Genomic DNA, 23,158 nt, shown 5'->3' on the forward strand with positions numbered 1-23,158 from the left:
CTGCTCAAGCACACCACCCGCACGGTCAAGGCGATCGTCAAGGAGATCCCCTCGCGGCTGACCCTCGACGACCTCTCCCAGCACCCGGCCCCCGGACAGCTCGTGGCCAACGACATCGGTCGCGTCGTCGTGCGCACCGCCGAGCCGCTCGCGCTCGACGCCTACGCCGACTCGCGCCGCACCGGGTCCTTCCTGCTGATCGACCCGGCCGACGGCACCACCCTGGCGGCGGGCATGGCGGGCGAGTCCTTCGCCTCCCAGGCCAAGACGGCCGTCCAGGCGGATGAAGAAGGGTGGGACTTCTAACCCATGCTGTCCGACATCTACTCCACCTTCGCGAAGGAGGGCGGCCGCGTGGGCAGCGGCGCCCTCGGCAGCGGCCAGGGAGGGGTGGCGCGATGTGCGCGATGACGTACGCGCACCGCATGCGCGCCCTCACCCCCCACGAGTCGTACCCGTCCTTGCTCCAGAAACGAAGACGTGCGTCATGACGCCATGACGCTACGAGAGGAAGTCCTCCCGTGCCTGCCACCGGTACCACCCGCACCACCCTGCGCCGCGGCATCGTCGCCGCCGCCGCCCTGCCGCTCCTGATCGGCGCCCTCGCCTCCTGCGGCTACGGCTCCGAGGCGAAGAAGGACGAGCCCAAGGACACCGCGGCCTCGAACGTCGCCGACGGCGGCAAGAAGCTCTCCGCCTCCGAGGTCCGCATCGGGTACTTCCCGAACCTGACGCACGCCACCGCTCTGGTCGGCCTCCAGGAGGGCCTGATCGAGAAGGAACTGAACGGCACCAAGATCAAGCCGCAGTCCTTCAACGCCGGTCCGTCCGAGATCGAAGCCCTCAACGGGGGCTCTCTCGACATCGGTTTCATCGGCCCCTCGCCGTCGATCAACGGCTACGTGAAGTCCAAGGGCCAGAACCTGCGGATCATCTCCGGCTCCGCCTCCGGCGGCGTCAAGCTGGTCGTGAACCCGGACAAGATCAAGACCCTGGACGACCTCAAAGGCAAGAAGATCGCCACTCCGCAGAAGGGGAACACGCAGGACGTCGCGTTCCTCAACTGGATCTCCGAGAAGGGCTGGTCGGTCGACCCGGAGTCCGGCAAGGGTGACGTCTCCGTCGTCCGCACGGACAACAAGGTCACCCCGGACGCCTTCAAGCAGGGTTCGATCGACGGCGCCTGGGTGCCGGAGCCGACGGCCTCCAAGCTCGTCTCCGACGGCGGTTCCGTCCTCCTCGACGAGACGGCCCTGTGGCCCGACAAGAAGTTCGTGATCACGAACGTCATCGTGTCGCAGAAGTTCCTCAAGGAGCACGCGGACGTGGTGGAGGCCGTACTCAAGGGCACGGTGAAGACCAACGAGTGGATCAACGCCAACCCGGACAAGGCCAAGGCCTCGGCGAACGCGAAGCTGGCGGCGGACAGCGGCAAGCCGCTCGACGCGAAGATCATCGACCCGGCGTGGCAGTCCATCCTCGTCACCGACGACCCGCTCGCGAGCACGCTGAAGACGGAGTCCGACTGGGCGGTCAAGGCCAAGCTCATCGAGCAGCCCGACCTGGCCGGCATCTACGACCTGACGCTCCTGAACAAGGTCCTCAAGGCCGCGGGCAAGCCCGAGGTCTCCGACGCCGGTCTCGGCGCCAAGTAAGCCCGTAGTCCAGCCAACCCAGGAGGTGACGACCATGGCCACCACGCTCGCCAAGGCTGCCGAGGGCACCGTAGCGGAGCAGACGCACGCCGCCCGCATCGAGCACGTCTCGAAGTCCTTCTCCGGCCCGGCCGGATCGCAGCTCGTCCTGGACGACATCAGCCTCGATGTCGCTCCGGGGGAGTTCGTCACCATCCTGGGGGCCTCGGGGTGTGGCAAGTCCACCCTGCTCAACCTGGTCGCGGGACTCGACGAGCCGTCCGCGGGGTCCATCGAGACCCCCGGCGGCCGTCCGGCCCTGATGTTCCAGGAGCACGCCCTCTTCCCGTGGCTCACCGCGGGCAAGAACATCGAACTCGCCCTGCGCCTGCGCGGGGTGCCCAAGAACGACCGCCGGCCCGAGGCCGAACGGCTGCTGGAGCTGGTCCGGCTCGGCGGGGCGTACGGCAAGCGCGTCCACGAACTGTCCGGCGGCATGCGCCAGCGCGTGGCCCTGGCCCGGGCCCTGGCCCAGGACAGCCGGCTGCTGCTGATGGACGAGCCCTTCGCGGCCCTCGACGCCATCACCCGTGACGTCCTGCACGGCGAACTCACCCGCATCTGGGCAGAGACGGGACTCTCCGTCCTCTTCGTCACCCACAACGTCCGCGAGGCCGTCCGCCTCGCCGAGCGCGTGGTCCTGCTCTCCTCCCGGCCCGGCCGGGTCGCGAAGGAATGGACCGTGGACATCCCGCAGCCGCGCCGCATCGAGGACGCGGACGTCGCGGAGCTGTCCGTCGAGATCACTGAACACCTGCGTGGGGAGATCCGCCGCCATGGCCAGCACTGACACCACAGCGAAGGCCACGGCCAAGCACGAGGACCTGGCCGGGCTGGAGGCGGGCCTCGACGCCCTCGACGCCGTCCAGACCCACCGCGCCCCCGTCCGCGAGATCCTCACCAAGAAGGCCCTGCCCCCGCTGCTGGCCGTCGGCCTCGTGCTGGTGGTCTGGCAGGTCCTGGTCTCGGCGAAGGTCACCGACGAGACCAAGCTGCCCGCCCCGGGCGCCGTGTGGGACAGCCTGACCGCGATGTGGCTCAAGGGCACCCTGCTCGACGTGATCTGGACCAGCGTCTCGCGCGGTCTGCTCGGCTTCCTGCTGGCCCTGGCCATCGGGACCCCGCTCGGCCTGCTCGTCGCCCGCGTCAAGTTCGTGCGTGCCGCGATCGGACCCATCCTCCAGGGCCTGCAGTCCCTGCCCTCGGTCGCCTGGGTCCCCCCGGCGGTCCTCTGGTTCGGGCTCAACGACGCCATGATGTACACGGTGATCCTGCTGGGCGCCGTCCCGTCGATCGCCAACGGGCTCGTCTCCGGCATCGACCAGATCCCGCCGCTGTTCCTGCGGGCCGGACGCACCCTGGGCGCCACCGGTCTGCGCGGCGCCCGGCACGTGGTGATGCCCGCCGCGCTGCCCGGCTACCTCGCCGGCCTCAAGCAGGGCTGGGCGTTCTCCTGGCGCTCCCTGATGGCCGCCGAGATCATCGCCAGCTCCCCCGACCTGGGCCTGGGCCTCGGTCAGCTGCTGGAGAACGGCCGCAACAACATCGACCTGCCCGGCGTGTTCCTCGCGATCCTGCTGATCCTCGTGGTCGGCATCGCCATCGACCTGCTGATCTTCAGCCCGGTCGAGCGGTGGGTGCTGCGCAGCCGCGGCCTGCTGGTCAAGAGCTGAGTCCCGTGTCCCGCGCCCTCCTCGTCATCGCCCACGGCAGCCGCGATCCGCGGCACGCGGCGACCGTGCACGCCCTCGTCGGGCGGGTCCGGTCGCTGCGGCCGGGGCTGCGGGTCGAGACGTCCTTCCTGGACTTCAACGGCCCGACCGTCTCGCAGGCCCTCGCCTCGCTGTACCTGTCGGGCGTGCGCGAGGTCGTGGCCCTGCCGCTGCTGCTGACGCGGGCCTTCCACGCGAAGGCGGACATCCCGGCGGTGCTGGCGGAGGCCACCGGCCGCCTCGGCGGCCTCTCGGTCCGGGTGGCCGACGTCCTCGGCCCGTCCCCGCTGCTGGTCGCGGCCATGGAGCGGCGCCTGGCGGAGGCCGGTCTCGGCCTCACCCCGGCGGAGCGCGCCACCACCGGTGTGGTGCTCGCGTCCGCCGGTTCCTCAGACCCGGAGGCGATCGCAGTGATCGCTGAAATCGCGCGGGAGTGGCGGCACACCGGTTGGTGCGCCGTGCGGCCTGCGTTCGCCTCCGCTGCCCTTCCCCGTACGGAGGACGCCGTACGGGCCCTGCGCGCGGAGGGCGTCCGCCGGGTGGCGGTGGCCCCGTACGTCATCGCCCCCGGCCGCCTCCCGGACCGCATCGCGGCCGGCGCCGCCGCCTCCGGCGCGGACGTGGTGGCCGGGGTCCTGGGCGCCGCCCCGGAACTCGCCCGGCTCCTGCTGCGCCGCTACGACGCGGCCGCCGCCAGGCCGGCCCGGCGTTCCGCCCTCACGGCCTGACCGTTCCTCACCGCCTGACCGTTCCACACCACCTGACCGTTCCACACCGCCTGACCGCCCCTCACGGCGCCGCGCGCCTCAGGCGCGGGCGGCCGCCTCGTCGGCCAGGGCCGTCAGGTCGGCGATCGACATGGCGCCCGGCGGCAGGCCCTCCCGGGCGAAGATGTTCGCCGCGTGCCGCAGCACGTCGTTGACGGGCGTCGCCACCCCGTGCAGCCGGCCCAGCAGCACGATCTCGCCGTTGAGGTAGTCGGCCTCCACCGACCCCGTCCCGCGCGCCAGGCTCTGCCAGGAGGAGCCGCCGCGGACGCCCGGGGGCTGGTTGACCTTGCCGTCACGGGCCGCCGCCTGTTCGGCATCCGTGGCGTGGGCGATGCCCGCCGCTTCCAGGGCGGCCTTGCCCTCGCGGATCGCGCGCAGCAGCAGCGCCGCCTTGGCCGGGTCCGGTTCGGGGCCGGTGGTCGCCTGGATCGCGTTGCCCAGGTTGCCGAGCAGCTTCGCGTGCTTCCACCGCATCACGTCCTCGACGACCGGCGCCTCGAACCCCGCCTTCTCCAGGTCGGCGCCGATCGAGGCGATCCGCCGGTCGGTGCCCCCGGCCGCCTTGCCCAGGTGCAGTATCCCGGTCAGCGGGGTGCACAGCGCGGAGACGACGCCGGGCTCCAGGAAGGTGGCGGGCAGCCAGACGCAGACCCCGTACACGCGCGCGAAGCGGCGTAGGGCCAGGCGCTCGCTCTCCACGCCGTTCTGCGCGCACAGCAGCGGCAGCCGCTGGGCCGCCGTCCCGCCGCCCGCGACCTCCGCGTCGCCCCACGTGTCGAGGGCGGCTACGGCGTCCTGGGTCTTCACGGTGAGGAGGAGGACGTCGTCGGGGCGCAGTTCGCCCAGTTCCGCCGGTGCGGCGACCACGGGGAGCCGGTGGACGCGCGCGCCGTCGGCGGTGGTGAGGCGCAGTCCGTCCGTCCGTAGTGCCTCGGCGTGCGCGCCGCGCGCGACGAGGACGACCTCCCGGCCCGATTCCGCGAGCCGTCCGCCGATGGTCGCGCCGATCGCTCCGGCGCCGATGATGATGTAACGCATGCCCCGAGCCTGGCACACCGGCCGCGCGCGGGTACGGTCGGGCCATGACGGACACCGTGTTCCCCCTGGGCGGGGACCTGCCCCTGCGTCGTCTCGGGCTCGGCACCGGCGGGCTGGTCGGCCCCGGTTACTGGGGGCCGCGGGGCAGTCGCGCGGATGCGGTGGCGCTGCTGCGCGCGGCGTTCGGGCAGGGGGTGCGGCTGATCGACACCGCCGACAACTACGGGCCGGAGCTGGCCGAGGAGCTGGTCGCCGAGGCCCTCCACCCGTACGGGGACGGGCTCGTGGTCGCCACGAAGGGCGGGGTGGTGCGCACCGGCCCGGACGAGTGGCACGTGGCGGGCCGGCCCGCGCAGTTGCGCCGGATGTGCGAGGCGAGCCTGCGGCGGCTGCGGGTGGAGCGGATCGACCTCTACCAGCTGCACCGCTTCGACCCGGCGGTGCCGATGGCCGAACAGCTGGGCGAGCTGGGGCGGTTGCGGGAGGAGGGGAAGATCCGGCACATCGGGCTGGACACGGTGGGCGCGCCGCAGTTGCGGGAGGCGCTGGAGTCGGTCCCGGTGGCAGCGGTGCAGAACCCGTACAACCTGCTGGACCGGTCCTCGGCGCAGGTGCTGGCGCTGTGTGAGGAGCGCGGGATCGCGTTCCTGCCGTACTACCCGTTGGGCAGCGGCGCCCTGACGGGCGGGGGCGCGGCCGCCGTCACCGGGGTGGCGGCGGCGCACGGGGCGACTGCGGGGCAGATCGCGCTGGCCTGGCTGCTGCACCATTCGCCGGTGCTCTGCCCGACCCCGGGCACCGGCTCCCCCGCGCACCTGGCGCAGAACCTGGGCGCGGCCTCGATCCGACTGGAGCCGGGGGACGTCGCGCTGCTGGACGCGGTGGCCGGGGTGTGACGGCTCAGAGCGAGCCGACGACCTTCCTCGGGGTGATGCGGACCACGACCCGTGGGGCGTCGTCGGCCGACGCCGGGTTGAAGTCCGCGTAGTCCTTGCCCGTGTACTTGCGCGACAGCTCGTCGATCAGTTCCTGTCCGCCCTCGGTGGTCAGGGTGGCCTCGCCGCGGACCTCGGCGTAGGTGTAGGGCGCGTTCGCGGGGTTGATCATGACGGTGACCCGGGGGTCCCTGCGCAGGTTGGCCTCCTTGCGGCGGCCGACGGTGGTGGAGAACAGCAGGTCGTCGCCGTCGCGGGTGAGCCAGGTGACGGACAGCTGAGGGCTGCCGTCCGGCTGGATGGTGGCGACGGTCGCGAAGACGGGGGTGTCGTCGATGATCTTCTGCAGGTCGCCGGAGAGTGCAGCGGACACGGGGCGGGTTCCTTCCCTCGGCTTGCGGCCGTCTTCGGACGGACCGGCTTCCCGTCGCTGAAGACCGGCAGCGGACAGCCTGCAAAATCACCGCTCCCCCCGCAAGCGCATCGGGCCCGCCGGGTCGAGTCCTTCGACGGTTCACCCGTTCGGCCGGGTCCCGGGGTGGGCGAGGCCGTCGAGGACCAGGGCGAGCAGGTGGGCGCGGCGGGCCGCGAGGGTGGGGGCCTGGCCGGTGATCCAGCTGAGGGCGTTGACCAGGGCGAACAGGTCGGTGCCGTCCACGTCGGGGCGGATCCGGCCGGCGTCCTGGGCCGCCCGGAGCAGGCGGGCTCCCGCCTCCCGCATCCCCAGGCAGGAGGCGTGCAGCGCGGAGTCCGGGTCCGCGAGGGTGGCCGTCAGGGAGGCCGGCAGTCCCCGGAAGGTGCCGGCCCACACGATGAACTCGCCCAGCCAGTCGGCGAGCACCCCCTCGGGCGGCAGCTCCGTGTCCGCCAGGGCGTCGGCCTGCGCGGTGAGAGTGGCGAAGCCGGTGCGCAGCAGGGCCTCCAGGAGGGTGTCGCGGGTCGGGAAGTGCCGGTAGAGCGTGCCGAGTCCGACGTCCGCGCGGCGGGCGACGTCGCGGAGCGAGGCGTCGGTGCCCTGCTCGCCGATGACCTCGCGGGCCGCTTCGAGGATGCGTTCGCGGTTGCGCCGGGCGTCGGCGCGCCGCCCCGGCGGTGTGGGCTCATCCGGCATGGGGATTCCTGACGTTGACAAGCGGAGCACTGCTCCGCCTACGATACGGAGCAGTGCTCCGGATTCTATCGGAACGGGGCGCTGCTCTTTGGCGCGCACGGAACGGAAAGCTGGGGGAAGACCATGGGAACGACGACGATGCGGGCCGTACGCGTACACGCGTTCGGCGGCCCGGAGCAGCTGGTGCACGAGGAGGTGCCGCGGCCGGTGGCGGGGCCGGGCGAGGTGCTGGTCCGGGTCCACGCGGCCGGGGTCAACCCGGTGGACTGGTACGGGCAACGGAACTTCGCGGCGCTGCCGGAGCCGCTCCGCCCGGAGTGGCCCCTGCCGTACACGCCGGGCTCCGACGTCTCCGGGACGATCGTGGAGACGGGCGCCGGGGTCACCGGGTGGCGGGCCGGGGACGAGGTGTTCGGCCTGGTCCGCTTCCCCGGCCGGGCCTCGGCGTACGCCGAGTACGTGGTCTCCCCCGCCGGGAACCTCGCCCGCAAGCCGGCCGCACTGGGGCACACGGAGGCGGCGGCCGTGCCGATGGCGGGACTGACGGCCTACCAGTACGTCTTCGAGCACGTGAAGGTGGGCGAGGGCGACACGGTACTGGTCAACGGCGCGGCGGGCGGAGTGGGCCACTTCGCCGTGCAGCTGGCCAGGGCCGCGGGCGCCGGCCGGGTCGTCGCAGTGGCGTCGGGGCGCCACGAGGCCTTCCTGCTGGGCCTCGGGGCCGACGGGTTCGTGGACTACACGCGCACGGCCGCCGAGGAGGCCGTACGCGGGGTGGACGTGCTGATCGACGCCGTGGGCGGCCCGGACGGCCACCGCCTCCTGCCCGTCATGCGGCCCGGCGGGCGCATCGGCGCCGTCTTCCCCGGGGAGTACCACGCGGAGCGCGCGGCCGCGCAGGGCGTCTCGGCCGGCGTCTGGCAGGTGCGCCCCAACGGTGGGCAACTGGCCGAACTGGCCCGCCTGGCGGACTCCGGCGCGCTGCGGGTGGCCGTCGAGGAGGTCTTCCCGCTGGCCGGGGCCGCGCGGGCGCACGCCCGCGCCGAGCGGGGCCACCTCCAGGGCAAGATCGTCCTTGACGTGGCTCCGGCGCACTGAGGCCGGGCGGCGGCGCGCACCGGGGGCGGCCCGAGGTCAGGGGCGGGTCAGCTCGACCAGCTTGGCGACGGTGTTCCAGTTGCGGGAGGTCACGTCCAGGCCCTTGACCACGGCCGGGCGGGCGAGCGCCTCGGCCAGCTTGGAACGGCCCAGGCCGTCCGGTGCGTAGAGGTAGAGCACCCGGTCCCCGAGCCGGTACTCCTCGGGGAGGTACGCGGCGGCGTCGAGCGCGGCGAAGCGCTCCGGTCCGGGCTGCGCGGAGAAGAAGGTCGCGTGGAGCTGCCTGCCCTCCAGCTCGGCGGCCGGGAAGGGGCAGGCCTCTGCGACGGCGGCCAGGTACTCCCCGTCGACGACCAGGCAGGGCACGCGGAAGCCGAAGTGGCCCTCGATCGCGGCCTCCAGCCCCCGGGCGAGGGCGTCCGGGTCGCCCTCGCCGCTGCTGAAGACGGCGTTGCCGCTCTGCAGGTAGCTCTGCACGTCACCGTGGCCGAGCCCCTCCAGGACGGCGCGCAGCTCGGCCATCGGGACCTTCTTGTTCCCGCCGACGTTGATGCCGCGCAGCAGCGCCGCGTACTTCTTCTTCGTCATGGGCTTCGTCATGGGCGCACCCTAAGCCCCGCCTCCGACAGTGCCCCCTCGACGAGGTCGGCGGCCTGCCGCGTCCCGCCCTCGGCGGCCATCGCGGCCCGGACGGCCTCGGCACGGACGGCGACCTCGGGATCGGCGAGCAGGCCGAGGACGGCCGCGCGCAGGGCGCTGGCGTCGGCCCGCTCCATCGGGAGGTGGCGGGCCACGCCGAGGGCGGCCAGCATGTCGGCGTTGCCGAACTGGTCGACGGCCTGGGGGACCGCGACCATGGGGGTGGCGGTGGCGAGGCCCTCCTGGCTGCCGCCCGCACCGGCGTGGGTGATGAAGGCGTCGGCCTGGCGCAGGATGTCCAGTTGGGGAACCCAGCGGTGGACTTCGACGTTGGCCGGCACCTCCCCCAGTTCGGCCTCGTCGGTGAACTTCCCGATCTGGAGGACCACGTACCAGTCGGGGAGGTTGCCGAAGGCCTCGATGCAGGCCCGGTAGAAGGCGGGCTGCTTGGTGAAGGTGGAGCCGAGGGAGACCAGGAGCACCTTCCGGCCCCGCGCGGCCTCCGGGCGCCGCCAGGTGCCCTGAGTGGCGGCGCGGTCGCCCTGGCAGGCCCCGACGAACGTGTACACGTCGGGGTCGACCCGGTCGGCGTGGGGCTGGAGGGCGCGCGGGATGAGGACGATGCTGCGGGGCGGGCGGCCGACGAACCGGTCCGGGTCCTCCTCGATGCCGTTCTCCCGCAGCCAGGCGCCGAAGCGCGCGTAGTAGGCCCTTCCGCGCTCGGAGGCGTGCAGGGCTGCGGTCATCGGGGCGGCGACCTCCTCCTCGTAGCCGTCCCAGGCCACCAGGTTCGGGGAGAGGGAGATCGCGGGGACGCCCCAGCGGTGGGCCAGGACGACCGCCGCGTAGGCGGTGATGTCGTGCAGGACGAGGTCCGGCTCGTCCCCCTCGAAGGCGGCGACGAGCTGCGGGAGCGCCTGGACCGCGTCGTTCAGGAAGGGCTCGATCTGGTCGATGAGCTCGGTCCCCCAGGCGTCGGGGTCGTCCTCGGTGGGCAGGGTGGAGTTCCAGATCACCGGGGTGGCGCCGGTCTCGGCGACCCTGTCGGCGAAGGAGGCGGGAACGGCGTAGCTGACCCGGTGCCCCCGGGCGACGAGTTCGCGGATCACTTCGATGCTCGGGTTCACGTGGCCCGCGGCGGCGATGGAGAACATGGCGATGTGGGCGGGCTTGGCTGAGGTCATGTCCCGACCATAGCGAGACGAAACGTCTCGCTCAACTGGGATCCCGCGGACCCACCCCACCGGGTGGTGGCGGCCCGTCGGCGGGTCGTGGCGGGAATGCGAGACTGGCCCCGGTCATGATCCGCAGCGATCCGGACCCCCACGATCCGGATCCCCGCGATCCGGCGCGGCACGAGAGGACGGAACGAACGGCATGGACGAGGCGCGCGCCAGGGACGTACTGACGGAGGCCGGCCTCACCGGACCGGCCGAGCTGCTCGCCTTCGGGGAGAACGCGGTCTTCGCCGTCGACGGCCTCGTGGTGAAGGTGGGCCGCGAAGCGGGGCTGCTCCCGCGGGCCGAACGGGAGCTGGCGGTGGCGGACTGGCTCGCCGGAGCCGGCGTCCCGGCGGTGCGCGCGGCCGAGCCCGCGCCCCGGCTCGTGGCCGGCCACCCGGTGACCCTGTGGCACCGGCTCCCCGACGCGGTCCGGCCCGCGGGCCCCGAGGACCTCGCGGCCCTGCTGCGCCCGCTGCACGCCCTGCCCGCGCCGCCCTTCGCCCTGCCCCCGCGCGACCTGCTGGACGGCGTCGAACGCTGGCTGCGGCTCGCCGGCGGCGCCGTCGACCCCGAGGACGCGGCGTACCTCCGGGCCCGGCGCGACGGCTACGCGGCCGAGGTGGCCGCGCTCACCCCGCACCTGACCCCCGGTCCGATCCACGGCGACGCCCTGCCCCGCAACGTCCACGTGGGCCCCGACGGACCGGTGCTGGTGGACCTGGAGACCGTCTCGGCCGACCTGCGCGAGCACGACCTGGTCGTGATGGCGCTCTCCCGGGACCGGTACGGGATGCCCGCCGACGCGTACCGGGCCTTCACGGACGCCTACGGATGGGACGTACGGGAGTGGGAGGGGTGCGCGGTGCTGCGCGGCGCCCGCGAGACGGCGAGCTGCGCCTGGGTCTCCCAGCACGCCCCGTCCAACCCCAAGGCCCTGGCGGAGTTCCGCCGCCGCGTGGCCTCGCTGCGCGAGGGGGACGCGGAAATGCGCTGGCACCCCTTCTAGGCCGTCTCTTCCGGATCTTGCCTGACCCGCGCCGCCCGGCACCGCACCTCGCCGCCTTGGCGGAGCACCCAAGTACGTCCAGTACAAGGGCGCCCCGCCAACGCGCCGATGCACGGCACCGGACGACGCGGGCTTAACCGGCAAGATCCGAAAGAGACGGCCTAGCCCTGCCGTATCAAGTCATCCATGAAACTGCACCTCACCGTCCACGACGCCCGCTCGGGCCGGGAGTCCTTCAGGGTGGTCCGCCCGGCGAGCCCCCCGGCCCACGCGGAACTCTTCGACGACTCCTGGTACCTGAACGCCTACCTCGACCGGGAGGCCGCCCACCTGATGGCCGGACTCTGGACCCTGGCCGCCTCCTCGCCGCGCACCCTGATCCACCTGCCGCTGCGCACGGCCGGGGGCCGGACGCCCGGGGACCGCGCCCTCGACCTGGTCCTGCTGCACCACTCGCTCCAGTTCGCCCCCGCGCACTGGAAGCGGCTGCGCGCACGGCTCGGACCGGGCCGCCCCCGCACGGTGGACCTGCGCCCACCGGAGCCGCGGGAGGAGACGGACGGGACGCACCCGCCGTACGCCGGCGACCGCGACCGCTTCCACCAGCACATCCACGCCGAGACCCTGTTCCTGACCGGCAGCGCGCCGCTGTTCCGCCGCGGCGCCGCGCTCCTGCGCGACGTGGCCCTCGGCGGCCCCGCGCACCGGCGCACCCCCGCCCGCCACGGCCACTACTGCCGCGAGATCGACTGCGGCATCCACTTCCGCGGCCTCCACGTCGAGTACCTCGACCCCGCCGACGACCAGGACCGATACAGGACCGGGAACGGCCCGGGGTGACCCCGCCCTGACGGTACGGTCAGCCGCGCCGCGGGATCAGCGGCCAGGCCGGCTCGACGACCGCCGCCGGGTCCGTGGTGCGCCGCAGGTAGGCCTGGAGGGAGACGGACTGCTCGGCCGCCGCCCGGACCTGGAGGGCCTGCAGGTCGGCCAGGGGCATCAGCCCGACGGGCCGGTGCGTCTCCCCGAGCCGCCGCACCACCCGGGCCGCGGCCACCGCGTCCGCCCTGGCGTCGTGCGCGTCGTCGAGGGCGACCCCGTAGTGGGCGCACAGGGCGTGCAGGGCCCGCTTGCCCTTGCGGTACTTGTCCACGTGCTTGTCGATCACCAGCGGATCGATGACGGGCGACGGTACGCCGCCCAGCCGCTCGCTGAGCGACGCGACCCCGTACCTGCGGCACTCGCGGTCGAGCAGGGAGAGGTCGTAGCGCGCGTTCATCACCACCAGCGGACGCCCCGCGCCCAGCCCGTCGGCCACGGCCCGCACGATCTCCTCGACGGCCTCGGCGGCGGGCGCCCCGTGCGCCCGGGCGTGCTCCGTCGAGATGCCGTGGATCGCGGACGCCTGCTCGGGTATCCGCACCCCCGGGTCGAGCAGCCAGGTCCGCTCCCCCGAGACGGCCCCGTCCGGCCCCAGCCGCACCACCGCCGCCGTCACGATGCGGTCGGTCTCGACGTCGGTGCCCGTCGTCTCCAGGTCGAAGGCCACCAGCGGCCCGCTGATCCAGCTCATCACCGGGCCGCCGTTCCGGCGCCGGCCTCGAACCGCGTTCCCCCGTGCCACGCCTCCATGACGCGCCCTCCCCCGTATATCGGTCAACGCGTTTCAGCCTGCCACGCGGCACTGACACACCGGAGGGCGGGGCCGCCGCCGGGCCGGCGGGGCGCCGTCAGGACACCGGCCGGGAGTCCTGCCAGACCGATTCGAATTCCTCCCGGTAGGTCGGGAAGAGCCCGTGCTCGGAGTCCTTCTGCCCGCCCCGCCCGCCCCCGCGCAGGACCAGCACCGGGGCCTCCATGCCCCGGGCCCGCCGCAGGTACGACTGGACCACCGCGATGCCCGAGGACTCGCCCTCCACCAGGTAGGCGGTGAAACGCGGGGTCTCGTCGAAGACGTGGATGTCGAAGCACGACGGGTCCTTGAGCCCCGCCCGCACCCGGCGCACGTGCAGGATGTTCATCTCCACCGACCGGCTCAGCTCGCCCTTGCGCAGCCCGAGCTCCCGCTCGCGCCGCTTGACCGCGCTGCTCGCCGGGTTCAGGAACAGCAGCCGCACCCGGCAGCCCGCCTCCGTGAGCCGGACCAGCCGGCGGCCGGAGAAGTTCTGCACCAGCAGGTTCAGGCCTATCCCGATGGCGTCGAGCCGCCGCGCGCCCCCGAACAGGTCCTCCGCCGGAAGCATCCGCTGGAGCCGCACCCGGTCCGGGTGGACCGAGATGACGTCCGCGTACCGGTCGCCGACCAGGTCCTCCACCGCGTCGATCGGCAGCCGGTCCGCCGCCGGGCTGCCCGCCCCGGCCCCCAGCACCTCCAGGAGGCGCGCCGAGGCGCGCTCCGCCTGCTCCAGCACCGGCCGTGACAGGGCCCGGTTGCGGGAGACCACGTTGCGGGTGACCTCCAGCTCGTCGAGGGCCAGCTCGATCTCGCGCCGGTCGTCGAAGTACGGCTCGAAGCAGGGCCAGTGCTGGACCATCAGCTCCCGCAGCTGCGGGAGCGTCAGGAAGCTCAGCACGTTGTCGTCGGCGGAGTCGAGGAGGTAGCCCTTGCGCCGGCTGACCTCGCGGACCGCCACCGCCCGCTGCACCCATTCCTGCCCGGCCGGCCCGGCGGCGGCGACGACCCAGTCGTCCCCGCCGTGCACGGGCTCGTAGACGGGCCGCAGCACGGCGCCCACCACCGACCTCAACCGCTGTTCGATGAGGTTCAGCCAGATGTAGGCGCGGCCCGCGCGCTGGGCCCGCGTACGGACCTCGCTCCAGGCGTCCGCGCCCCAGTCCAGCTCGGCGCCGGCCCGCACGTCCCCGGCCGTCGGCGGGGCCAGCGACACCGCCCCGGCCGCGAACGTCCCGGCCGCGCCCCCCGGTGCATCCGCCGGGCCACCCTCGTGACCGCCGTCACCAGGGGGCAGCTCCAGACCTCCCGAGCTCACCCGTGCACCGCCTTCTGCGTCTGGACGCCCGTCTCCAGTGATCACGGAAGGGTACTCCGCGCGCGCGGCCCGACGCAGCCCGAAGCGTGCCGGGACGGTTCCACGCCCCGCTCTCCGGGCCCCCGTTGACCCATTATGTGATGCCCGGACAGTCGGCTGACCCGCATATCAGCTCTCCGGGTCACCCGTCAGGAGCATCGCAAGTCCACGCGTGCGGCCCCTCTTTCGGGGAAGATCTGGCATTGACGTGACCGACGCCGGATCAGCCGGACCAAGATGGGAAGAGCGTTGTCTATGCAGGTCTGGCCGGGACAGGCGTATCCACTGGGTGCCACCTATGACGGCGCCGGCACCAATTTCGCGGTCTACTCCGAGGCTGCACGGCGCATCGAGCTGTGCCTGCTGCACGACGACGGCTCGGAGACCGCCGTCGAGCTGCGCGAGACGGACGCCTTCGTGCGGCACGCCTACCTGCCCGGGGTGATGCCCGGTCAGCGGTACGGGTTCCGGGTGCACGGACCGTACGAGCCCGAGCGCGGTCTGCGCTTCAACGCGGCGAAGCTGCTGCTCGACCCGTACGCGCGGGCCATCAGCGGCAAGATCGGCTGGGGCGAGCAGGTCTACGGCTACCACTTCGGCCGGCCGGACTCCCGCAACGACCTCGACTCGGCCCCGCACACCATGAGTTCGGTCGTGGTGAACCCGTACTTCGACTGGGCCAACGACCGCCCGCCGCGCCACGAGTACCACCACACCGTCCTCTACGAGGCGCACGTCAAGGGCCTGACCATGCGCCACCCGGACCTCCCCGAGGAGCTGCGGGGCACCTACGGGGCCCTCGCGCACCCGGCGGTCATCGGGCACCTGACCAAGCTCGGCGTGACGGCGCTGGAGCTCATGCCGGTGCACCAGTACGTCAACGACCACCGCCTGGTCAACGACGGCCTGAGCAACTACTGGGGCTACAACACCATCGGCTTCTTCGCCCCGCACAACGGCTACGCGTCGGGCGACCGGGGCCAGCAGGTGCTGGAGTTCAAATCGGCGGTCCGGGCGCTGCACGAGGCCGGGATCGAGGTGATCCTGGACGTGGTCTACAACCACACCGCCGAGGGCAACCACCTGGGCCCGACCCTGTCCTTCCGGGGGCTGGACAACGCCTCGTACTACCGGCTGGCCGAGGACCCCCGGCACTACACGGACACCACCGGCACCGGCAACTCGCTGCTGATGCGGTCCCCGCACGTGCTCCAGCTGATCATGGACTCGCTGCGGTACTGGGTCACCGAGATGCACGTGGACGGCTTCCGCTTCGACCTCGCGGCCACCTTGGCCCGGCAGTTCCACGAGGTCGACCGGCTGTCCTCGTTCTTCGACCTGGTGCAGCAGGATCCGGTGGTCAGCCAGGTGAAGCTGATCGCGGAGCCCTGGGACCTGGGCGAGGGCGGCTACCAGGTGGGCAACTTCCCGCCGCTGTGGACCGAGTGGAACGGCAAGTACCGCGACACCGTACGGGACCTGTGGCGCGGGCAGCCGCGCACGCTCGCGGAGTTCGCGGGCCGGCTGACGGGCTCCTCGGACCTCTACCAGGACGACGGGCGGCGCCCGCTGGCCTCGATCAACTTCACCACCTGCCACGACGGCTTCACCCTGCACGACCTGGTCTCGTACGACGAGAAGCACAACGAGGCCAACCGCGAGGGCAACCGGGACGGCGAGACGCACAACCGGTCCTGGAACTGCGGGGTCGAGGGGCCGACGGAGGACCCGGAGGTCCTGGAGCTGCGCGCGCGGCAGATGCGCAACCTCACCGCCACCCTGATGCTGTCCCAGGGCGTGCCGATGCTCAGCCACGGGGACGAGTTCGCGCGCTCGCAGGACGGCAACAACAACGCCTACTGCCAGGACAACGAGCTGTCCTGGGTGACCTGGCCCGAGCCGGGCAAACCGGCGCCCGCGCTGCTGGAGTTCACCCGGCGGATGGTGTGGCTGCGCCGGGACCACCCGGTGTTCCGGCGGCGCAGGTTCTTCCACGGGCGGCCGGTGGAGGGCACGCACGACGAGCTCTCCGACATCGCCTGGTTCACCCCGCACGGTGAGGAGATGCGGGCCCGGGACTGGCAGGCGCAGCACGCGCGGGCGCTGACCGTGTTCCTCAACGGCGAGGCGATCTCCGAGCCGGGCTCGCGCGGCGAGCGGATCACGGACGATTCGTTCCTGCTGATGTTCAACGCGGGCGCCGATCCGCAGGACTTCACCATCCCGGCGGGGCATGGCGCGCGGTGGCGGCTGGTCGTGGACACGGCGCGCGCGGAGGTGCCGCCACCCGATACCGGGCCGCAGTTCGCGGCCGGGGACCGGGTGGCTCTGGCGGGACGGTGCCTGGTCGTGCTTCAGCGACCGGCGTAGGGGCCGCCCGCGGCGGGGGCGGTCGGCTCGGCGGTGGCGGGGGTGGCGCCGGCGGCTGTGTCGGTGGCGGCGGTGGTGTCGGAGGGCGAGGTGGTCTGCTGGGCCGGGATGAAGGGCCCGGCCGCTTCCGGGCGGGTCGAGGGCACCGTGGTGACCAGCGCGAGCGTCAGGCACAGCGCGGCCGCCCCCACGGCCACGGCGAAGGCCCCGGCGGGCCCGTAGGCCTCGGCGAGCCGTCCCGAGACGGCCAGTGCGACGGCCTGTCCGGCCACCAGCGAGCTCGCCGCGAAGGCCATCGACTCGGCGAGCCGGGCCGGCTCGACCACGCGTTCGGTCAGCGCGAAGGCGGTGATCAGGTGCGGGGCGTAGGCGGCGCCGAGGACGGTGACGACCACGTACAGCGGCCAGAGGCTGTCGGTGAACAGCAGGGGCGTCGAGAGCACCAGGGCGGCGCCGGTGGCCGCCCTCCAGCGCATCCGCAGCCCGAAGCGGGCGGGCAGCGCGCCGAGCGCGAGGCCCGTGCCGGCACTGACGACGCCCATCATGGCGTAGACGACCCCGGCCTGGCCGGGCACCCCCAACTGCGCGGTGAGCGAGGCGATGCCGGCCTGGCAGGCGCCGAACATGGCGCCCTGGAGGCCGAGGGAGCCGCGGACGGCGTGGACCACGCGGGGGTGGCGGACCCTCCCCCGCGCGCCGCGCGCCCGTGCGGGCGACCCCGCCGTGACGGCGGCGGTCGGGTGCAGGGCGTAGGCGGCGCCGAACACGGCGACGAGCGTGGCCGCGCCGCCGAGGGCGACGGCCGGGTGGGCGACGAGCGCGGCGAGTCCGACGAGGGCCGGGCCGAAGACGTAGGAGATCTCGTCGAGGGTGCCCTCCAGCGAGTGGACCGCGCTCACGACGCTCTCGTCGGACTCCGCCCGGTGCGCGAGCGCGACGGAGCGGGTCCGGGCGAGCGGCCCGATCAGCGGGACGGAGGCGCCGGTGACGGCCCCGATCGCGGCGAGCGGGACGGTCGCCAGGCCGCCCAGGGCCCCGGCGACGAGGCCGGCGGTGGCCACGGCGTTGACCGCGGCGGCGCAGAGGACGACGGGCCGCTGCCCGTGGCGGTCGGCGAGCCGGCCGAGGACGGGTCCGAAGACCACCTGGCCGGCCGAGAGGGTGCCACCGACGATGCCGGCGGTGGTGAGGGAGCCGCTGGTCTCGGCGACCAGCAGGACGCTCCCGAACTGGGACATCGCGACGGGCAGACGGGCGAAGAAGGAGAGGAGGGGGAGCAGGGGCCCGGTCAGGGCGATGACTTGTCGATAGGTCTTGACGGTTCCAACCACTTGATCGACATTAACGCGACGCAGTCACCCGGATGCATGGGGTGATGGCACGGAATCGCGTGGGCTGGGTACGTACGTTCTCATGACCATGCAGTATTCAAGCAGTCAATCGGAATCTGACGTTCCGAAACCCGTCACTCCCGCGTCGACCTACCGTCTCCAGCTGGGCCCCGCGTTCCCGTTCGCCGCGGCCGGAGCAGCCGTACCGTACCTCGCCTCGCTCGGCGTGTCACACCTGCACCTCTCCCCCGCGCTGGAGGCGGTGCCCGGTTCGGCGCACGGCTACGACGTCACCGACCACACCCGGGTACGGGCCGAGCTGGGCGGGGAGGAGGGTCTGCGGGCACTGGCCGCGACGGCCCGGGCGCACGGACTGGGGATCGTCCTGGACATCGTGCCGAACCACATGGCGGTCCCGGACCCGCTGCGCCTGAACCGGCCGCTGTGGGAGGTACTGCGGGAAGGGCCCCGCTCCCCGTACGCGCGCTGGTTCGACATCGACTGGGAGGCGGGGGGCGGACGGCTGCTGCTGCCGGTGCTCGGGGAGCCGCCGCGGGCCGACGGCTTCCGCGTCGACGCGGAGGAGGGCGTGCTGCGGTACGGGGAGGGCGACACCGAGCGGGAGTTCCCCCTGCGGGCCGGCACGGCCGGACTGCCCCTGCCGCAGCTGCTGGCCGCGCAGTGGTACCGGGTCGCCTGCTGGCGGGAGGCCCGCACCGCGTTGAACTACCGCCGCTTCTTCACCATTTCGGACCTGATCGGGGTACGGGTCGAGGACCCCGGGGTCTTCTCCGCCACCCACACCAAGGTGCTGGAGCTGGTGCGCGACGGGGTGCTCCAGGGGCTGCGCGTCGACCACGTGGACGGGCTGGCGGACCCCGAGGGGTACCTGCGGCGGCTGCGGGCGGCGGCGGGAGGGGACTGCTGGGTGGTGGTGGAGAAGATCCTGGCCCGCCAGGAGCGACTGCCTCCCGGCTGGCCCGTGGCGGGCACGACCGGCTACGACGCCCTGCACCGGGTCGACGGACTGTTCGCCGACCCGGCGGGCACGGCGGAACTCGCCCGCGCGTACGCCGCCGCCACGGGCCTGCCCCCCTGGGAGGCGACCGCCGCGGCGGCGGCACGGGAGGTGCTGACCGGCGACCTGGCCGCCGAACTGGCCCTGCTGGAACGCCTGGCCGGGCCGGAACTCGCGCCGTCGGTGAGGGAGTTGCTGATCGGCTACCCGGTGTACCGGCCCTACCCGGGCGGGGAGGTGGCCGGGGTCGGGGCGGGGACCGTCGGTGCGGGGGTGGACGGCCTGGACGGCGTACGCGAACTCGTGGCGCGGGACCCGGCCTTCGGGGCGCGCTTCGCCCAGACCTCCGCCGCCCTGCGGGCCAAGTCCCTGGAAGACCGCGCCTTCTACCGCTGGGCCCCGCTGCTGTCGGCCACCGAGGTCGGCGGCGAGCCGGGGGCCCCGGCGGTGTCGGTCGCGGAGTTCCACGCGTACTGCGCGGAACTGGAACGGGACTGGCCCGCCACGGGGACGGTGCTGTCCACGCACGACACGAAGCGCAGCGCGGACGTACGGGCCCGGATCGCGGCCCTGTCACAGGCTCCGGGGGAGATGGGGGTGGTGGGGGGCTCGGGGGGCTCGGGTGACCCGCAGCTGGGGTGGGTGGCACGGCAGAGCGCGCTTGGCCTCGGAGACGTTCCCGATCGGGGACCCCGGCTGGCGGCGGCCCTGCTGAAGGCCGCCCGGGAGGCCGGGCTGCGGACGTCCTGGACCGACCCCGACGAGGAGTACGAAGCCGGCATCGCCGACCTGGTCCCCGGGGAGGCGGCGGGGCTCCCCGGGCACTTGACGGAGGCGGCCCGCGCCAACGTCCTGGGCATGACCCTGCTGCACCTGGCGATGCCGGGGGTGCCGGAGGTCTACCAGGGCTCGGAGACCGAGTACCGGGCGCTGGTGGACCCGGACAACCGCCGCCCGGCGGCGTTCCCGCGCGGATCCCTGGCCGCCCTCGACGCGGGCACCGCCCCGCACGGCCTCGCGGCGGAGAAGCTCGCGCTGACGGCGGCCCTGCTCCGGCTGCGCCGCGACCGGCCCGCGCTGTTCACCGGCTACACGCCCCTGACGGCCTCCGGCCCGGCGGCCGACCACTGCGTGGCCTTCGCCCGCTCGGCCGACCTCGTCGCGGTGGCCACCCGGCTCTCCCACCGACTGGCGGAATCGGGCGGCTGGAACGGCACCACCCTGATCCTGCCTCCGGGTCGGTGGCGCCCTGTGTACGGGGCTCCTGGCGGCAGCACCCACGAAGGCGCTCACGAGGGACGGGTGGCACTGGCGGAGCTCCTGACCGGCCTGCCGGCCACGGCCCTGATCCGGGTGGGGTAGGGGCGGGGTCCCGCTCGGCCCGGATCGGGGAGGGTATGGGGTTTCCCGTCAGTCTCACTGTCCTTCCGTGTCGGGCCGGGCTGTCAAGGGCGCTCCCTTCGGTCGCGTCGCTTCGCGATGGCCTTCGGCCACCCTTGACAGCCCGTCCCGCCACGGAATGCCAAAGACTGTCAGGAAACCCCCAAAAGAACGGTCCACGGGGAAGTGAGGGAGGGGCGGGCAGATCAGGGATGTGCGAGTCCTTTCCCGCCCATCCCGCAGTCCGGCCCCATAAGCGTGCCGGTCTATGGCCCGGGCCGAACCAGACCGCACGAAACGGCGACCAGGGCATCCATCGGGACCCACACGCGACAGATCGCTACGCGCTTCGCACGGCATAGCGTCGATGCATCGATGTGGAAGATCCCATCTGTTCGGGCAGCGGTTTCACAAGGGCAGAGTTCCAGTCGACCTGATCAAGCGGGAGCAGCGCGAGAAACGCACCACCACCCCGCTGACATTTGAGCCAATCCCGGACGGGTGATGGCCGAATTTCCGACCCCGCCGACCGGATTCCCTAAATCCGCTTCGTGTCGCGTTTTTACAATGCTTTTCCCGGATCGCTCTCGGCATTCTGAAGCCGCCCGAAATCACGCTCCGAGTCGCCACTCATCGGCGGCCCGTTGCCGGATTTCATCCGTTTCTCGGAAAGGGGACGCGCATGCGTCTTCGCAAGACCGTCACCGCGCTCGCCATGACCGCCGCCGCGGCGGGAACCGCCCTGGCGGGCGCGCCGGCGGCACAGGCGGCACCGCCGTCGCCCAACTGCCTCGGCTACACCGCGTTCTGCTTCTTCTACAACTCCAACCAGCAGGGCTCGGTCGCCGGCTGGGACATGAACAACAAGTGGCGGGGCACGGGCGACACGATCACCCTGGGAGGCTTCCTCACGACCGGCCCCGGACAGGGGATACCCGTGAAGGACCACGCGGCCTCCGCCACGTTCCAGAGCCCCGGGCACTGCGCCGGCTTCGTCCGTGTGTACGCCTCGGAGGGCTGGCTCGGGAGCGTCTTCGACGACGTGCCCGCCTGCACCACGATCAACCTCAGTTCCAGGACCAAGAACCACAACCGTGCGATCCAGGGCCTCGGCTTCTGAGCTGCCCAGGCACCCGCCACGTCCGGCCGAGGCGGGGCACACCTCCCGCCCCGGCCGGTCCCGGGTCCCTCGTTCCGGCAAGAAAGGCCCTGCCGTGACCTCCAGGCAACACCGCACGGCGACCGCGCTCCTGCTGCTCGTGATGACCGCCGGATGCTCGACGTCGGCCCCTCCCGTCCCGGACGCGTCACCTGCCCGCCTCTCCGCGGGCGAGGCGCCCCGGCTGCCTCTGGACGGACTCTTCTGGTCCGACCAGGAGTACACCCTGCTGCACAAGGCGCTGGACATCCTGACCAGCCAGTGCATGGACCGCTCGAAGGTGCCCATGCCCCCGGGAACGGCCGCGCCCGTATCCCGCGGCCCCCGCGCGGCACACCGCTACGGGACCCTCGCCCGGGAGGAGGCCGAACGGTACGGCTACCACAGTCCGCCGCCCCCGGCAGTGCCACCGCCACCAGCCCTGACACCCGAGCAGCGCACGGCTCTCGCCGGGACCCAGAACGGCCGGCCGGGCCCGGCGGGAACCCCGGCCGAGGGCTGCAACGGCTGGGCGGCCGTGCAGATCACCGGAACCACCAGTTACCCGGTCGACGCCGAGCTGCTGCGCACCCTGGACTTCGAGTCCTTCGATCTGAGCCGCCACGACCCCCGGACCGCCCGCGCGATCGACGCCTGGGCCTCCTGCATGGAAGCCTCGGGCGCCACCCACGCGAGCAGCCCGGACGAGAAGCCCCCGGCGCTGCGCGGCACACAGGCCGACGCCGAGGAAATCCGCACCGCCCTCGCCGACGTCTCGTGCAAGGAGAAGACCCAACTGGTCGGGACGTGGGCGGGCGTGGAAACGGCGTACCAGCAGGACCTGTTGCGTCAGCACGGCGGCGAGGTCAAGGACATCGAGCGCGGACGCCAGGACCAGCTCTCCAAGGCCGCCGACACGATCGGGAAGGCCGAACGGCGGTGACCCCGTTTCAGTAGGCCGTACCCGGCCTGCGCTGGGCGTCCCGGCGGCCGATGAGGAACCAGATCACGCTTCCGAGGAAGGGCGCCACGACGGCGAAGGCGGCCCAGGCCAGTTTCATCGCTCCGGTGAGACCGGACCTGGCGATGCTGACCAGAGCCCCGACGAACAGCACCGCGTAGGCGATACCGACGGCTATGACCACGACCATGGCCACGATCGACACCGTGTTGTCACTGGCGGCAAGGGTCATCTGGTCTGCAAGCTGCGGATTCATCATTGCTTCCTCGTGATGGGGGAACCTCGGAGAGTTCGCCAGCCGGCCAAGCTCTGCTGACACCAGCATGGCCGCACCAAAGTGCCCCGTACGTCATACTTTGCTCCCGATCTGGTCATCCGCAGGTCTGACAATCCAAGACAAACCCCCTTCTCCGGCCGCGCCCGGCCCCAGACGGCCGCCGGACGCCAAACCGTGCGAAGCGCGTAGCGATCTGACGCGTGTGCCGTCCTTGGGGCATGGCCGGGTGCTCTGGTCGCCGTTTCGTGCGGTCTGGCACGGCCCGGGCCTCGGCCCGAGAGGAATAGGGGGCGGATTGCGGGATGAGCCGGAGATGGCTCGCACATCCCTGAGCCGCCCGCCCCTCCCTCACTTCCCCCGTGACCGTTCTTTTGGGGGTTTCCCGACAGTCTTTGGCATTCCGTGGCGGGACGGGCTGTCAAGGGTGG

The 23,158-nt window shown here is 72.9% G+C and carries 21 protein-coding genes and 1 pseudogene; 13 read left to right on the forward strand and 9 right to left on the reverse strand.

The genetic code is table 11. The features are described 5' to 3' along the window. From ABZW32_RS33730 to ABZW32_RS33750, 5 genes and pseudogenes are all read left to right on the forward strand, one after another. Window positions 1-306 (forward strand): annotated as a pseudogene (locus ABZW32_RS33730) (hypothetical protein); the annotation flags it as partial. A 215-nt stretch (window positions 307-521) separates the two neighbouring features. Then, on the forward strand, window positions 522-1,655 hold the full coding sequence (locus tag ABZW32_RS33735) for an aliphatic sulfonate ABC transporter substrate-binding protein (RefSeq protein ID WP_356223505.1): 1,134 nt from the start codon (window positions 522-524) through the stop codon (window positions 1,653-1,655). Between the two features lie 34 nt (window positions 1,656-1,689). Beyond that, window positions 1,690-2,484 (forward strand): ABC transporter ATP-binding protein, encoded by a 795-nt coding sequence (locus ABZW32_RS33740; RefSeq protein ID WP_356223508.1) that lies wholly within the window; start codon window positions 1,690-1,692, stop codon window positions 2,482-2,484. Then, on the forward strand, window positions 2,471-3,367 hold the full coding sequence (locus tag ABZW32_RS33745; RefSeq protein WP_356223511.1) for an ABC transporter permease: 897 nt from the start codon (window positions 2,471-2,473) through the stop codon (window positions 3,365-3,367). The genes ABZW32_RS33740 and ABZW32_RS33745 overlap by 14 nt, the downstream gene beginning before the upstream one ends. A 5-nt stretch (window positions 3,368-3,372) precedes the next feature. Beyond that, the gene (locus ABZW32_RS33750; RefSeq protein ID WP_356223514.1) at window positions 3,373-4,134 is read left to right on the forward strand and encodes a sirohydrochlorin chelatase; all 762 of its coding nucleotides are present in this window, start codon (window positions 3,373-3,375) and stop codon (window positions 4,132-4,134) included. Between the two features lie 78 nt (window positions 4,135-4,212). Here ABZW32_RS33750 and ABZW32_RS33755 read toward each other — a convergent pair whose 3' ends face one another. Next, a complete protein-coding gene (locus ABZW32_RS33755; RefSeq protein ID WP_356223517.1) occupies window positions 4,213-5,214 on the reverse strand; it encodes a 2-dehydropantoate 2-reductase N-terminal domain-containing protein in 1,002 nt (333 codons plus the stop codon). 44 nt (window positions 5,215-5,258) lie between these two features. Here ABZW32_RS33755 and ABZW32_RS33760 point away from each other — a divergent pair, with 44 nt between their 5' ends. Beyond that, entirely contained in the window at window positions 5,259-6,110 is an 852-nt protein-coding gene (locus tag ABZW32_RS33760; RefSeq protein ID WP_356223520.1) for an aldo/keto reductase, read from the forward strand. Window positions 6,111-6,114: 4 nt separating this feature from the next. Here the strand turns inward: ABZW32_RS33760 and ABZW32_RS33765 are convergent, their stop codons facing one another. Both ABZW32_RS33765 and ABZW32_RS33770 read right to left on the reverse strand, forming a co-directional pair. Next, window positions 6,115-6,522, reverse strand: a complete 408-nt coding sequence (locus ABZW32_RS33765) for a PPOX class F420-dependent oxidoreductase (protein WP_356223523.1) — start codon at window positions 6,520-6,522, stop codon at window positions 6,115-6,117. Window positions 6,523-6,663: 141 nt separating this feature from the next. After that, the gene (locus ABZW32_RS33770) at window positions 6,664-7,260 is read right to left on the reverse strand and encodes a TetR/AcrR family transcriptional regulator (protein WP_356223526.1); all 597 of its coding nucleotides are present in this window, start codon (window positions 7,258-7,260) and stop codon (window positions 6,664-6,666) included. 123 nt (window positions 7,261-7,383) lie between these two features. Between ABZW32_RS33770 and ABZW32_RS33775 the strand changes: the two genes are divergently transcribed. After that, entirely contained in the window at window positions 7,384-8,358 is a 975-nt protein-coding gene (locus tag ABZW32_RS33775) for an NADP-dependent oxidoreductase (RefSeq protein WP_356223528.1), read from the forward strand. A 36-nt stretch (window positions 8,359-8,394) separates the two neighbouring features. Here the strand turns inward: ABZW32_RS33775 and ABZW32_RS33780 are convergent, their stop codons facing one another. Together ABZW32_RS33780 and mgt are read right to left on the reverse strand one after the other, a co-directional pair. Beyond that, complete coding sequence (locus ABZW32_RS33780) at window positions 8,395-8,946, reverse strand: DUF1697 domain-containing protein (protein ID WP_356223556.1); 552 nt, start codon at window positions 8,944-8,946, stop codon at window positions 8,395-8,397. Window positions 8,947-8,954: 8 nt separating this feature from the next. Next, window positions 8,955-10,181: a macrolide-inactivating glycosyltransferase gene (mgt, locus tag ABZW32_RS33785; protein ID WP_356223531.1), complete on the reverse strand. Its 1,227-nt coding sequence runs from the start codon at window positions 10,179-10,181 to the stop codon at window positions 8,955-8,957. 193 nt (window positions 10,182-10,374) lie between these two features. On the opposite strand from mgt, the gene ABZW32_RS33790 reads away from it, so the two are divergent. Both ABZW32_RS33790 and ABZW32_RS33795 read left to right on the forward strand, forming a co-directional pair. After that, window positions 10,375-11,226, forward strand: coding sequence for an aminoglycoside phosphotransferase family protein (locus ABZW32_RS33790; protein ID WP_356223533.1), 852 nt, complete (start codon window positions 10,375-10,377; stop codon window positions 11,224-11,226). A gap of 186 nt (window positions 11,227-11,412) precedes the next feature. Beyond that, entirely contained in the window at window positions 11,413-12,066 is a 654-nt protein-coding gene (locus tag ABZW32_RS33795) for a hypothetical protein (RefSeq protein ID WP_356223535.1), read from the forward strand. Window positions 12,067-12,085: 19 nt separating this feature from the next. Here the strand turns inward: ABZW32_RS33795 and ABZW32_RS33800 are convergent, their stop codons facing one another. Together ABZW32_RS33800 and ABZW32_RS33805 are read right to left on the reverse strand one after the other, a co-directional pair. Further along, a complete protein-coding gene (locus ABZW32_RS33800; RefSeq protein ID WP_356223538.1) occupies window positions 12,086-12,799 on the reverse strand; it encodes a 3'-5' exonuclease in 714 nt (237 codons plus the stop codon). Between the two features lie 157 nt (window positions 12,800-12,956). Continuing rightward, entirely contained in the window at window positions 12,957-14,216 is a 1,260-nt protein-coding gene (locus tag ABZW32_RS33805) for an SAV2148 family HEPN domain-containing protein (RefSeq protein ID WP_356223541.1), read from the reverse strand. A gap of 294 nt (window positions 14,217-14,510) precedes the next feature. On the opposite strand from ABZW32_RS33805, the gene glgX reads away from it, so the two are divergent. Continuing rightward, window positions 14,511-16,625 carry a glycogen debranching protein GlgX gene (gene glgX, locus ABZW32_RS33810; RefSeq protein WP_356223544.1) on the forward strand — a complete coding sequence of 705 codons (2,115 nt, stop codon included), beginning with the start codon at window positions 14,511-14,513 and terminating at the stop codon, window positions 16,623-16,625. On the opposite strand, the gene ABZW32_RS33815 is transcribed toward glgX, so the two are convergent. Next, a complete protein-coding gene (locus ABZW32_RS33815) occupies window positions 16,610-17,956 on the reverse strand; it encodes an MFS transporter (RefSeq protein ID WP_356223546.1) in 1,347 nt (448 codons plus the stop codon). The two genes, glgX and ABZW32_RS33815, sit on opposite strands and share 16 nt — an antisense overlap. An 88-nt stretch (window positions 17,957-18,044) precedes the next feature. Between ABZW32_RS33815 and treY the strand changes: the two genes are divergently transcribed. The 3 genes from treY (at window position 18,045) to ABZW32_RS33830 (ending at window position 22,435) form a co-directional block, all read left to right on the forward strand. Next, on the forward strand, window positions 18,045-20,336 hold the full coding sequence (gene treY, locus ABZW32_RS33820; protein WP_356223559.1) for a malto-oligosyltrehalose synthase: 2,292 nt from the start codon (window positions 18,045-18,047) through the stop codon (window positions 20,334-20,336). A 700-nt stretch (window positions 20,337-21,036) separates the two neighbouring features. Then, a complete protein-coding gene (locus ABZW32_RS33825) occupies window positions 21,037-21,474 on the forward strand; it encodes a hypothetical protein (protein WP_356223548.1) in 438 nt (145 codons plus the stop codon). Between the two features lie 94 nt (window positions 21,475-21,568). Further along, a complete protein-coding gene (locus tag ABZW32_RS33830; protein WP_356223551.1) occupies window positions 21,569-22,435 on the forward strand; it encodes a hypothetical protein in 867 nt (288 codons plus the stop codon). Between the two features lie 7 nt (window positions 22,436-22,442). On the opposite strand, the gene ABZW32_RS33835 is transcribed toward ABZW32_RS33830, so the two are convergent. Continuing rightward, window positions 22,443-22,685, reverse strand: coding sequence for a PLD nuclease N-terminal domain-containing protein (locus ABZW32_RS33835; RefSeq protein WP_356223553.1), 243 nt, complete (start codon window positions 22,683-22,685; stop codon window positions 22,443-22,445). Window positions 22,686-23,158 lie beyond the last annotated feature (473 nt).

The sequence above is a fragment of the Streptomyces sp. NPDC004667 genome, from assembly GCF_040609475.1.
Classification (GTDB): Bacteria; Actinomycetota; Actinomycetes; order Streptomycetales; family Streptomycetaceae; genus Streptomyces.

Bases quoted from the DNA above. Each gene is read 5' to 3' on its own strand.
- treY (WP_356223559.1), top strand. From the start codon at position 18,045: ATGCAGTATTCAAGCAGTCAATCGGAATCTGACGTTCCGAAACCCGTC.
- mgt (WP_356223531.1), bottom strand. From the start codon at position 10,181: ATGACCTCAGCCAAGCCCGCCCACATCGCCATGTTCTCCATCGCCGCC.
- ABZW32_RS33775 (WP_356223528.1), top strand. From the start codon at position 7,384: ATGGGAACGACGACGATGCGGGCCGTACGCGTACACGCGTTCGGCGGC.
- ABZW32_RS33790 (WP_356223533.1), top strand. From the start codon at position 10,375: ATGGACGAGGCGCGCGCCAGGGACGTACTGACGGAGGCCGGCCTCACC.
- glgX (WP_356223544.1), top strand. From the start codon at position 14,511: ATGCAGGTCTGGCCGGGACAGGCGTATCCACTGGGTGCCACCTATGAC.
- ABZW32_RS33740 (WP_356223508.1), top strand. From the start codon at position 1,690: ATGGCCACCACGCTCGCCAAGGCTGCCGAGGGCACCGTAGCGGAGCAG.
- ABZW32_RS33825 (WP_356223548.1), top strand. From the start codon at position 21,037: ATGCGTCTTCGCAAGACCGTCACCGCGCTCGCCATGACCGCCGCCGCG.
- ABZW32_RS33770 (WP_356223526.1), bottom strand. From the start codon at position 7,260: ATGCCGGATGAGCCCACACCGCCGGGGCGGCGCGCCGACGCCCGGCGC.
- ABZW32_RS33795 (WP_356223535.1), top strand. From the start codon at position 11,413: ATGAAACTGCACCTCACCGTCCACGACGCCCGCTCGGGCCGGGAGTCC.
- ABZW32_RS33760 (WP_356223520.1), top strand. From the start codon at position 5,259: ATGACGGACACCGTGTTCCCCCTGGGCGGGGACCTGCCCCTGCGTCGT.
- ABZW32_RS33800 (WP_356223538.1), bottom strand. From the start codon at position 12,799: ATGAGCTGGATCAGCGGGCCGCTGGTGGCCTTCGACCTGGAGACGACG.
- ABZW32_RS33780 (WP_356223556.1), bottom strand. From the start codon at position 8,946: ATGACGAAGAAGAAGTACGCGGCGCTGCTGCGCGGCATCAACGTCGGC.
- ABZW32_RS33745 (WP_356223511.1), top strand. From the start codon at position 2,471: ATGGCCAGCACTGACACCACAGCGAAGGCCACGGCCAAGCACGAGGAC.
- ABZW32_RS33755 (WP_356223517.1), bottom strand. From the start codon at position 5,214: ATGCGTTACATCATCATCGGCGCCGGAGCGATCGGCGCGACCATCGGC.
- ABZW32_RS33835 (WP_356223553.1), bottom strand. From the start codon at position 22,685: ATGACCCTTGCCGCCAGTGACAACACGGTGTCGATCGTGGCCATGGTC.